We start from the raw sequence: 12,485 nt of genomic DNA, 5'->3' as shown, positions 1-12,485 counted from the left end.
GCTTACTCCTGTGTCTTTTTCTTTTTTCCTGCGCCGTTATAATGATTCATGGCCGCTTCTATCCCCTGTTCCAGAATCATTTCCACGGCATCGGCAGCTTCTTTTATCGCCGCATCTACCACTTCTCTGTCCTTTTCAGAGAATCTGCCCAGCACATGGTCTGCCAAATCCCAACCCTTGGGCTTGGCGCCTACGCCTACCTTTACACGGTAGAAATTCTGTGTGCCCAGCCGGGCAATCATACTTTTGATTCCATTATGTCCGCCTGCGCTGCCTTTTTTACGAATGCGAATCTGCCCCGGCTCTAAATCAATGTCATCGTAAATGACAATGAGTTCCGTCTCCGGGTCCAGTTTATAATAATTCACAAATTCCGCAATGGAATCCCCGCTTAAATTCATGTAGGTCAGGGGTTTGACTGCAAGAACCTTTTCTCCCGCAATTCTTCCCTTTCCGTACATACCTTTATGAGCAATGCCGCTTTCCGGAATATTGTGACGCTCTACAAGTTCGTCTATGGTGTCAAACCCCATGTTGTGACGGGTTTTTTCGTACTGTCTGCCTGGGTTCCCAAGCCCTGCTATTAAAAACATATGAGACTCCTTAGTTAAAATATACCAGTTCCTGTTTCAGAGGTTCTACCGGTTCCACAGACAAGGCGGTCAAAACAGGTCCTTCTTTGTGATAAGATTCTACGTATTCGTAGTCCACAACGGCTGTAACCTTTACCCATTTTCCTGTTTTCAGATGTCTGGCCTCCGGGCTTTTACACACATAACCGATAAAACTGGTGTCATCGGCACAGCAGGTCATGGCCATTCTTCCCGGCACAAACACATCTTTTGCAAATTCTCTGGATTTCAGTACCATTGCGGTAAAGGATACGGTTTTTCCTTCGTAAGTTTCCGGGTGATCCATGGCGTCAACAAACCAGATACCGTAATCCTCATCCATAATTTCGATAACGTCTGCGTCCACGTCAAAGGGCATTTTTTCTGCAAAAATGTCTTCGATTTCGCCTTCCTCATCTTCAAAAATAATCTCTGCACCCTGGTTTACCACTTTCACGCTTCTTCTGAAGGAAGCCAGCGGCATGTCCATGGAGGCGCGATTAAACAATACCATGTCTGCATTCCGCACCATTTCCACGAAAAGAGATTTCATGTTATTCATATATACCTGGAATGTACTGGCATCTACTGTAACGATGTGCTGTACAATACCCCAGTCTTTTGGAAGCTGCATTTCTTCAAATTTGCTGACCTGCCACATACCGTTGTACTCAATGATGACACGTTCCGGGCTGTAAAAGGCATCGTAGGCCACCAGCCTTTCCGGGGTCAGCTCTTCCAGACTGTTCAGCACTTCCACAGAAGTTCTGCTTTTTTTCAGCTGCTTCTCATCAAATTCCACTTCTCCCTCTTCGCAGAGTATCAGAAGGGTTGGGCCGTCTATCTGGAAATAGTCCTGCGCTATGGTAAAATCCAGAAATGTGGATTTGCCGCTTTCCAGGAACCCTGCCATAAAATATATGGGAACTCTGATTTCGTCTTCCATTTTCCTGTCCTTTCTGTTGTTACTGTCTTCTAAATATCAGATTCCGAATAATTCGGCCAGCTTGGCTTCATCAATTTTAGAACCAATCACACAAAGTCTGCCTGTGTAATCCGGGGAACCTGTACGGATATCTGCTTCTCCCGGTACCATATCGAAGTAAATCCAGGCGCCGTCCTGTCCGGCAACCATACCTTTGGCTCTTAAAATCATACCATAGGAAGCATCATTAGAAAGTGTATCCAGAATTTTTTCGATTTCTTCACGGCTAAAGGCTTTTACTGTTTCTCTGCCCCAGCTTGTGAAGACCTCATCCGCATGATGATGTCCGTGGTGATGGTCATGATGGTGGTCATGGCCGCAGCCACACTCTTCATGGGCGTGAGCATGCTCATGGTAGTCATGGTCATGGTTATGACCACAGCCGCATTCTCCGTGGGTGTGGTGATGCTCATGCTCATGGTGAGCATGGTCATGGTGAGCATGGTCATGTCCACATTCACATTCTTCATGGTCATGGTGGTGTTCATGATGACCGCCGCAAACCGGGCAAACTTCCTCTTCCAGCAACTCTTTCTCCAGAGAGCGGTTGTTTTCCATGGTGTCCAGAATCTTTGTACCGGAAAGCTGTTGGATTGGAGTAGTGATAACCGCTGCAGTCTGATTCAGAGAACGAATCATTTCTACGGCTGTCTTTACCTTGTCATCTGTAGCTTTTGATGTATCGGTACGGCTTAAAATTACAGTACCCGCATATTCAATCTGATTGCTGAAGAACTCGCCGAAATTCTTCATGTACATTTTGCACTTTGTCACATCTACAACGGTTGTAAAGCTGTTTAATTTTATGTCAACTTCATTTTCTACCTTCTGAACGGCTTTGATAACATCCGAAAGTTTTCCTACACCGGAAGGTTCAATAATGATTCTGTCCGGGCTGTATTTCTGAATCACTTCTTTCAAAGCCACCCCGAAATCTCCTACCAGAGAACAGCAGATACAGCCGGAATTCATCTCACGGATTTCAATTCCCGCTTCTTTTAAGAAACCGCCGTCAATACCGATTTCTCCAAATTCATTTTCAATCAACACGACCTGTTCGCCTTTGTATGCCTCGCTGAGCAGTTTTTTAATTAAAGTTGTTTTTCCTGCTCCGAGAAAACCGGAAAAAATATCAATTTTTGTCATGTTCCATTTCTCCCTTCTGTTTTTATAGATAAAACATTGCAAAAGGGGACGAAAATCCGTTTCCGCCCCTTGATACCGATTAATATAAAACCTCTCGGTGGTTAGTATAACACAGGTCTAGCAAAAATAGCAAATAAATTCCGCAAAGTTCCCTTTATTCTTTCCATGTTTTTACATGGTAAAGAAATCTTCAAAAAGTTCTATTTTGCAGACTCTTTTCACACTTCCTATCATTTTCACATTCCAGTTCTCATCAATCTGGGTCCAGAGTTTTCCTCCCGGTGTGTGCACCATAACATCCGAACTGATAAGCCCCAGCTTCAATGCTGCGCCTGCAGCCGCACAGCTGCAGGTAGCGGAAGAAAGTGTATAACCTACGCCGCGTTCAAAAATTTCTATCTGAATGTTATTTTTATCCAAAATTTTGACAATCTGGGTGTTTGTTCTCTCCGGAAAATAATCCGCACCTTCGGAATACTTCCCTATACGGCACACCTTTTCTCTGGAAATTTCGTCCGTAATCATAACACAGTGGGGGTTGCCAATGGATACACAGGTGCAGTCATATTCTTCCCCACCAAAGTTAAAGTATTCATGCACAGCCTCCCTTTCCGGTCCGGTAAGCCCCAGTCTGCGGCTGCTGAAGGAAAGCTGTCCCATACTCATCTGAATTCGGTTTCCTTCCCTGTTCAGATAGCGAAGTTCCACTTCACCGCTTTTTGTATATAACAAAAAACGTTCTTTCTGCATAGCACCGGTCACTTTTAGATAATGGGCAAAAATACGGATGGCATTGCCGCCCTGCTCTGCCTCTGAACCATCTGCATTGTAAACCTTCACATACATCTTTTCTCCATCCATATATGGGCCCGCAACAATTCCATCTGCACCAATACCAAAATTTCGATTACAGATTTTGGATATTTTTTCCTGATTCAACGTTTCTTTATTTTTCTGGCAGTCAAAAACCAGATAATCATTCCCCAAACTGTGATATTTATAAAATTCCATAGTTACCTCCGGATACCTTCTCCTTCTATTAGTATATCTTCTCTATATAATTTTAGTGTATCAGACACTTTTGTGTTATAATATCCGTATAGTGTTATAAACATTGCAAATAGTGCTGTTTCACAGGAGGAATTTATGGATACTTATGAAAAATCCGGTTATCTCAAAGAAAATTTTCAATATTTCCATCTGCATACCCGAAAAATGCAGGAGTTTCAATACCATTATCACGATTTTCACAAGGTACTTTTCTTTCTTCGGGGAGATGTAACCTACCACATTGAAGGCCGGATGTTCCGGCTGCTTCCTGGTGATGTAGTGCTGATACCCGCAGGGGAAATTCATAAGCCCGTGCTGAACAGCGCACAGATTTATGAACGCATTATTTTATACCTTTCGCCGGAATTTCTCACCTCTGCCGGCAAAGGGGAGGCGGACTTAAACCGCTGTTTTCATCAGGTAAACGGACATCCCGCAAACGTCATGCGGATTCTTCCCGCCTGGCAAAATGACCTGACCTCTGTGTGCGCCCGACTGGAAGAGGAACTGGCGGCTCCCCCTCTATTCGCCGGACAACTCCGCAGAGAATATCTGGCTGCAGAGCTTCTGATTCTGCTGAACAGAGCCTCCCTGAATCACTGTAGCATTTATCCTGAAAACACCTGCAAAAATGAAAAAATCACATGGATTCTGGATTATATTAACAGCCATCTGGCCTCTCCTTTATCCATTGATGACCTTGCTTCCCGTTTCTTTATCAGCCGCTATCATCTCATGCATTTGTTTAAAGCCTCTACGGGGTACACCATAGGAAATTATATCAGCACCAAACGGCTGCTTTATGCCCGCTCTCTGATTCGCAGCGGCATCTCGGTCACAGACGCCTGCTATGCCAGCGGATTTCAAAACTACTCTACTTTTGCCCGGGCTTACAAGAAGCAGTTTCAGGTAAGTGCGAAAAAGTATCTTTCCGACTGTACTTTTTCTGTCCATAAGTGATTTTCTGTGTTAGAATAAGGATAAAGTTTCACGCAGGAAGAGAGGATTTTATTATGTATAGTTTTCAGAATGATTACAGTGAAGGCGCACACCCAAATATTCTCCGGGCCTTAGAGACGATTAATTATCACCAGAACCATTCCTACGGTCTGGACGCACACTCCGATGCTGCCCGTGACCTAATTCAGGAAGCGTTGGAAGATTACAGCACCGATATTCACTTTATTGCCGGAGGAACTTTGACTAACCTGACCTTTATTTCCCACATTCTGCGCCCTTATGAAGCCGTTATCAGTGCAGAAACCGGTCACATCAATACCCATGAGACAGGCGCCATCGAGGCAACAGGACATAAGGTTTATCCCGTTCTCACAAAAGACGGAAAGCTGACCCCTGATTTAATCCGTCCGGTTCTGGATTTACATGAAAACGAGCACTGGGTAGAACCGCGTCTGGTTTATGTGTCCAACCCCACCGAAGTAGGGACTGTGTATACCAAAGACGAACTGGAAGAATTATACGCTTTCTGCAAACGCCATCAGCTTTATTTCTATATTGACGGCGCACGTCTTGCTGCGGCCCTGGCTGCAGAAGAAATCACTCATCTGACTTTCCCTGACATGCCCAAACTCTGCGATGCCTTCTATATAGGCGGGACAAAAGTCGGAGCCATGTTCGGAGAAGCTCTTGTATTGGTAAACGAAGATTTTAAAGAACATTTCCGGTTTAATATGAAACAGCACGGCGCCATTCTTGCAAAGGGCTGGATGATTGGCGTACAGTTTGAGGAATTATTCAAAGACAGTCTTTATATCCGCCTTGGACAGAGAAGCATTGCGCAAATGCATCCAATAAAAGCCGCTTTTGAAAAAGCGGGGATTCCTCTTCTGTGCGAAGCGCCTACAAACCAGATTTTTCCTGTCTTCCCTGACGAACTGGCAGAACAAATCAGCAAAAAATATCTGACGACCTTCCAGTGCAAACCGGATAAGTCACACACCTGCCTGCGCTTCTGCACTTCCTGGGCCACCAGCGAAGAGGCCGTCAAGGATTTTGTGAAGGATTTTGAAGAAATGGTAAAGATGTATCGTCCAAATAAATGAGAAGATAAGGAGACTGCTTCATGCGGTCTCTTTTTTCTTTCTCCTTGCAAGAAATCCAATGACACCTGCTATCATTACTACAGTTGCAATAGAACCGTAGAACAGCGGTTTGTTCATATAATACTGAATCAGCAGGTTTGGAGTCACCAAAATTTTCATAACTACCGACTGTGCCTTGTCCTTTTCTTTGGTTTCTCCCAGCTGGTTGCCCGCTTCGTCTTCCGAGGTAATTTCAATCTCCTGCCAGCTGTTTGCGCTGGGAACAGTGGTTTTGATAATACCGTTTACCTCTCTTAATTCATCTGCGCTATATACAGTTCTCTCGCCGTCAATGCAGACATTAACTCTGGCAAGAGCCAGATTATCTTTGACATCTGCTGTCATATGCTTCTCTGCCTGGCGGTACTGCCCGCCATCTTCCACGCCGGATACCACAACCGTAGGTGCCGTCTTATCTACCGTAAATTCGATTGGAAGATTTTTATTGCTCTTCTTCACACTGGTATTGTTCATAGTATTGTTGGCCCGGTCACGGGTATTGAAGATAACGTTGTAATTACCTTCCTGTGAAAAATTGGCTGCTGAAAGGATATAATGGTTTTCTTTCCATTGTGTATCGCTTCCGGTACTTTTTACGGTATAATCCTGATTTTCCTTCAAAATTGTCAGTTTCCCGTCCCTATCAACGGTAATCTTGCCGGACTCAATGGTGTCTATATTGTATTCCATTACACCAAGTTCCTGTTCTTTCCTAATGTAAGTGTGATTTTTTGTGCTGAGCCAGCCGCCTTTGTCTTCCCGGGTCGCATCATCTAAGACATAAACAGAGCCGTAGCGGTTGACAGAGAACAGCACTGATTTTTCGGTTTCATTTCCCGCCTTATCCACAGATTTCGCAGTGAGTGTATAGAGGTCATCCATCTTTTCTTCTCTTGCAAAATCGTTCATTTTAATACTCTGTCCGTTTTCAACGGCACTGACAACCTTTCCAATATCTACCTTGCCGTTATTAGCTCCTGTTACGGTGATTGTTACATTCCCGGCATCGTAGTTTGCATCTGTAGCCTTCACTCCCGGCGCAACTACATCGTTATTGGCCGATTTATCTTTGATATCTGTAATCTCAACCTCCGGTTTTGTTAAATCCACTGTAAAACAGTCCGGTGTGTAATCTGCTGCCTGATTTCCTGCCATATCCGTATAATCTATGTCAAAGGTATAATCGCCGTCGGCTGCATAGCGTACAGTTGCCGTATGTATATCTCCGCTGTCTGAAAAGCCGCTGATGGACGGCGGGGAAATTCCACATCCCTGTAATGCGGCTGTTACTGCTGTGCGGACATCTGCAGGATTAAAATTATGTTCTCGAACCGTCACAGTCGCAGTGCGGGTTTCCTTAAAGTATCTGCCATTTCTTGCACTGCTATTGTCATAGGAAACCGTAAGCACCGGATTGGTCTTATCAATGGTAAACGCATCTGTCTTTCCGTATTCTCCGCCGTTTCCTGCCAAATCCGTACAGCCAAGAGTAAAGGTATAATCACCATCGGCAGGGAAAGATACCTGGCAGGTGCTTGCAGCGCTGTCGGAAATCCCCATATCACTGCTGCTGCTCCAGCCGCTGATGTTTGCCTCTGTTCCATCTGTATTGGTAATATTGAATCTTACATTGTTTGCATCAAAGTTTCTGTCCGTGACCGTAACAGTCGCAGTTCTGGTATCTTTATAATATTTGCCGTTGGAGGGATTATTCAAATCCCATGCAACAGAAACCGTTGGATTCGTTACGTCAATTTTCAGTTCTGTAATATCACTGTTTCCCTTGTTGCCGGAGAAATCCTGTGCAAAAGCCTGTACCTTTACATCATTGCTGTTATACTCACTTGCAGGAACTGTAATCACCTGACTAAAGGTTTTGTTGCCCTGTATCCTGTTTCTGCTGTTGTCCAGAAGCTCAATTGTTTCACTGGTATTTACATTGCCTGCAGCGCTGACGGTATACCAGACTTTTTCCAGACCAGAATAAGTATCTCCCACTGTTGGGTCTTCTACGTCAATCTGAAGGGTCACGTCTTCATGAAAGATACCATTCTGCGACTGGCTCAGATTCGTAATGGCAACGACCGGACCCGGTTTAGTGCCGTCCGCAATCATACCATCGGAACTAAAGAACTGGTAGTTGCCTGCATAGTCCGTTACCTTAGTGTACACAATAAACTGCTCATCCGGATTTACGGAAAATCCTGCATAATCCGGTCTGTCTTCCGATGCAGAAGACCAGCCATTGTAAGCTTCCAGTTCGTCTCTGGTCATCTGGTCCTGTACCCTTGTGTACTGTACAGGAGCAACCGGGGACGTATGGTCTGCACCAGTTACCTCTGTATCTACCGCAGACGGACTGAAGAGACCAAAAGTAATTTTCTCCAGTAAGCTTTCCCAGAATCCCAAGCCTTTGATTTTCACAGTACCGGTCGGATTCGTCTTGTCTACGGTAAAGCAGCCCGGCCCATAGGAAACAGCATTTCCGGCAAGGTCTGTATAGACGATGCTGTGGATATAGTTGGCATCAGAACGAAAAACATACATACTGGTGTAAGTATCTACATTCTTGTTCCATACATCCAGGCTGTTCGTTTTCTCCAATGCTGTATAATCCGGTATTTCTTCGCCCTCACCTACTTTATCTGCCGTAACCTTTACCTCAATAGGCACGTCTTTATCTGCATAGGCAAAGTTATGTTCTTTGATTTCTACCTTGGCTGTCATTGGTTTTCCACTGTAGAAACGGCTTTGTTCACTTTCTGCCACGCCTGCTGTGCCATCCGCATTGCCATATGCAACACTAAGTTCCGGCGCAGTTTTATCAATAACAAAATACGTACTGTTGTCCTGTTCTTCCTCCCAATCACCCTTGTCTGCGCAGTGAACGTCAAAATCGTATTTGTTATCCCCATGAAAACGGATTCTCATTTCAATGATTCTGTCATCTGTATATTGGGCTGCATTCTGTCCTTCCTGAGAGTCTTTTACAGACTCAACGGTAATGCCCTCAATTGCCCCCATCGAAGAAAGCGTATACTGTGCAGACTTCTGTTCCCCTTCTCTTTGCAGGTCAAACCAAAGTTCTTTGATGCTATTTACATCTACATTTCTTTCTCTTACTGCTACAAGGACTGTCCTGTCCCGGTTATAATACGGAGCATAATCCTCTGTAGCTTTTGTTTCATATTTCACGGATACTTCCGGTTTCGTCATGTCAATTTTCAGATGCTGAAAGGCCTGATATTCATTCCCCGAGTTGTCCACGGCTGTTACACCCACCCATATGTCATTAGAGTTCCATTTTTTACTAATGGTGATATTTCTCTGAAGCACTTCATTTTGAAGTTCTTCCAGCGTATATTTCTTTCCTTTCTCTGCATTGTACAAAGAAACTCTTTCTGCTTTTTCCAGATTTTCTCTGCCTACAGCCACCTGATAGTAAATTTCCCTCAGACCTGAAACAGTTTTATCGGCCGGATGGTTATTATCCGTAACAGATACATGCAGTTTTACATCATCATTGTAAACTTCTCTGTAAACCTGTCCTCCCTCGTAATCTAACCCTAAGTCTACATAAGGCTCATTATTATCCAGAATAATTCCCAATGATGTATAAATTTTGCTGTTTTTTACATTATCATATGGTTTTACCAATACTACATAATGATTGGCAGCAAAGTCTTCTCCTGTGTCTTTTCTGTCAATGATAATCTCTGTAAGGTCGCCGGACGGATTCGCAGGCTGCCATACATATTCCCCACTGTCCTTTAAAGTTTCAATATACTGCAAAAGCCGGCTTTTCGTTATCTCCTCTTCCGTTAGATTGTCTGCATCGGAAACCTTGTCTGTACCATTTACCATGTCTTTTTTCAGAGGCAGCACCATGTAAGTCCACTCTTTTAATCCGGAAGTATCCGTTTCTGTTACCTTTACCTTCACCTTGTATTCTGTCTTTCCAAACAAACCAAAAGATATCTTATTTACAAAATCTCCCAACGGAGTTTCAGAACCTTCCGCCTCACTGATAAACACCTCTGGAATGGTATTATCCAGATATATGTGATAAGAAAACTCCTTTGAGTATACACCCTGCTGATTTTTAAGCCGCAAGGTCAGAGAAATTTCCTCTGATTCCTCAACATCTGCTCTGTCAAATACATATCCTTCTCCAGTCAGTGACACAGACGGGCTGAGTGCTGTCTCTCCGACTTTCGTTAAAAGAACCTCGTCATACAATTTTTCTGTGCAAGTGTTCAGCTCTAATTTTCCTTTATCTGCCTTTACCCAGAGTTCTTTTTTGTCATTCATGTATATGGTCGGATTTTCCTTAAAATTTTCAAAATTGATGTAAGAAAAAATATCATTAATTTCTTCCTCTTTCACTGTCAAGGTACCTTTTTCAATACGAAAATCATAATTTTCAGCCTGAATCCCATCCATCTTCGCTGTATCTATAGACAATACTTTCTCATAAGTATCCGGCTTCGCTGTATTCCCATCGGCCTGTTCCTCGGTCAGTGCCGTCTCGCTGGAAGGATCCCGATATCCTTTTTCGATGATACCTTCTATCCCTTCCCCTGTTCCGGTCTGCACATCCACCCAATCATCGGAATGAAAGATATAATCCGGTCCGTTGCCGATTCCGTTATGATATGCATGTCCGAAAGACCTTTCCGCATCGCTGACCTTCACAGTAACAGGTCTTTTCAGTATAACAGCCTTTGCAGATATTTGAATTTCTTTATCTGCCAAAACATAGTTTCCATTATCATTCTGAAGTTTCAACTGATTTTGATTGAATGTTATTTGTGTTTCCCTTCCATCCGTCACATTTCCGTCAAATTCACCTGACAGGATCCCCTTAATATCCGCTGCAGCGGCTAAGTCTACGCTTACCGTATCTCCGCCAATTACTCCTAAGTCAAAATTCATGCGTTCTAATGTAATTATATCCTTGGTGTCTGCATTTACAAATACATCCTTATTATCATCGTAGATTTTAGAATAAACCATATAGGACTTTTCTTTATCCGTGTCAATATTCAATTCTTTCGGCTTAACTTCTACATATAAATACGGATATATTTTTTCTCCATCTGCAGTTCTTTTAAAGACAATATCACACTTCCCGGTATTCTTTGCTGTAATAGTGAATTCTGTATATCCGGCTTTGCCGGACTGCTCCTGTTTTACAATATTAACCTTATCAGAAACATTAGAAAAAACTTCATTTGCTGCGCTATTTTCTTCCGAAACCCAGATAGTCTTTTGCTCTCCATAGGTAAGTGTCAATGGCCTTTCTTTATGAGAAGTAATCTTGCCGGTTTCATCTTCGTACTCTAAGCCGCTGATTTCGTAATTGTAGCTTTCGGTTTTAGCTCCACTTTCTGCATAATATCCTGCATGTCCTTTATAAGCAGCTGTTATCAGGTATTCTCCTGAAAAATCAAAGTTCTTTTTTGCTAATTGCAACTGCGCTTTACCGTTTTCAAGAGGTTTTGTATAGGCCTCTTCAGCGATGTCATCCTTTACGCCCATTTGCTTAATTTTAAATTCCACATCTCCGCCTGTAGGTGTTGACTCCCCGGCAAGTGCTTTAACAGTCACATCAATATTTAATTTATTTTTAAAAATCCCTGCCTTATTGATTTCCATCTTTTCCATTTCTGTGCCGCATTCCCCGACTGTAATCTCTGTTTCCGTCATTGGTACGTCACCATAAACAGATGTGATTGTTGGTGTAATCGTTGTTTTTCCGGCTTTTACACCTGTTACAATTCCATTTTCAACCGTAGCCGTTGCCGCATCACCGGATTGCCATAAAACAGACTGAATTTCACCTTCTGACAAGTCACATCTATAAGATACCTCTGTCCTCTCTCCTACTACGATATCGCTATTTGCAATACCGACACTTCCGGCAGTTAAGCACAATACTGCGTCAGCGTTTGTGACTTCCGTACCACTTACCGTTACAGAACTCTCATATCTTTCAAAGCCATTTCTGCTTACAGTCAAATTGTATGTACCATTTGGCACCTCACGCACAGAATATGCACCGCTTTTATCTGTAACCTGGGGTGCAAAATCTCCCAACTGCACGGCTGCACCAGAAACAGCAGTGCCACCGGACAGAATCTGTCCGCTTACAGTATACGCCTCTGTCACTCCATTTTGTTCAGAAACCTTGCTACTGTACTCCTGTGCGGCGCTAATCCGCACCGGTTCTGCTATCATCCCGGCTGTCATTGCAAAAATCAGCGCCAAAGCCATCAGCCTTTCTCTTCGTTTTCCTTTCATGCTCTCTTAACTCCTTTTCCTTTATTCACTACGTCACTGCCTTCATCTGTATGAATAAGCAAAATACACTTTTGAATCCTGAACATACCAAAACGCTCATCCGTTTCCTGTATCTGCATTCCTGCCAGCGGCTCGGTAGGACAACCGGGCGGCTCTACGATTTCCTCTATCCTGGCCTTTCGCACACTTCCCGGTTTCCTGCTTTTTCCCAGATAACCGGAACAGCTTATGGTTTGGGCATTTCTTTCATGTACTTCCTGCACCGTTTTTTTCACCGAACGCCCAGTC

Annotated in this window: 8 protein-coding genes; 2 read left to right on the top strand and 6 right to left on the bottom strand. The window is 43.6% G+C overall.

What is annotated here, in order from left to right; all coding sequences use genetic code 11:
- Positions 1 to 2: 2 nt before the first annotated feature.
- From pth to dapF, 4 genes are all read right to left on the bottom strand, one after another.
- Complete coding sequence (pth, locus tag WBS51_RS06110) at positions 3 to 593, bottom strand: aminoacyl-tRNA hydrolase (protein WP_173749060.1); 591 nt, start codon at positions 591 to 593, stop codon at positions 3 to 5.
- Positions 594 to 603: 10 nt separating this feature from the next.
- The gene (locus WBS51_RS06105) at positions 604 to 1,557 is read right to left on the bottom strand and encodes a TIGR03943 family putative permease subunit (RefSeq protein ID WP_173749059.1); all 954 of its coding nucleotides are present in this window, start codon (positions 1,555 to 1,557) and stop codon (positions 604 to 606) included.
- Between the two features lie 36 nt (positions 1,558 to 1,593).
- Entirely contained in the window at positions 1,594 to 2,742 is a 1,149-nt protein-coding gene (locus tag WBS51_RS06100; RefSeq protein ID WP_294459366.1) for a CobW family GTP-binding protein, read from the bottom strand.
- A gap of 171 nt (positions 2,743 to 2,913) precedes the next feature.
- On the bottom strand, positions 2,914 to 3,753 hold the full coding sequence (gene dapF, locus WBS51_RS06095; RefSeq protein ID WP_173749057.1) for a diaminopimelate epimerase: 840 nt from the start codon (positions 3,751 to 3,753) through the stop codon (positions 2,914 to 2,916).
- A 135-nt stretch (positions 3,754 to 3,888) separates the two neighbouring features.
- On the opposite strand from dapF, the gene WBS51_RS06090 reads away from it, so the two are divergent.
- Positions 3,889 to 4,752 (top strand): AraC family transcriptional regulator, encoded by an 864-nt coding sequence (locus WBS51_RS06090; RefSeq protein ID WP_173749056.1) that lies wholly within the window; start codon positions 3,889 to 3,891, stop codon positions 4,750 to 4,752.
- A 53-nt stretch (positions 4,753 to 4,805) separates the two neighbouring features.
- Positions 4,806 to 5,855 (top strand): threonine aldolase family protein, encoded by a 1,050-nt coding sequence (locus WBS51_RS06085; protein WP_173749055.1) that lies wholly within the window; start codon positions 4,806 to 4,808, stop codon positions 5,853 to 5,855.
- 18 nt (positions 5,856 to 5,873) lie between these two features.
- Here WBS51_RS06085 and WBS51_RS06080 read toward each other — a convergent pair whose 3' ends face one another.
- A complete protein-coding gene (locus WBS51_RS06080; protein WP_294459371.1) occupies positions 5,874 to 12,197 on the bottom strand; it encodes a carboxypeptidase-like regulatory domain-containing protein in 6,324 nt (2,107 codons plus the stop codon).
- Positions 12,194 to 12,472 carry a hypothetical protein gene (locus WBS51_RS06075; protein ID WP_294459373.1) on the bottom strand — a complete coding sequence of 93 codons (279 nt, stop codon included), beginning with the start codon at positions 12,470 to 12,472 and terminating at the stop codon, positions 12,194 to 12,196. Before WBS51_RS06075 ends, WBS51_RS06080 begins: the two co-directional genes overlap by 4 nt.
- Positions 12,473 to 12,485: the final 13 nt, after the last annotated feature.

Origin of the sequence: Blautia acetica (assembly GCF_038739805.1) — a bacterium.
GTDB lineage: Bacteria > Bacillota > Clostridia > Lachnospirales > Lachnospiraceae > Blautia.
This window is presented reverse-complemented; position numbering and strand designations above follow the sequence as displayed.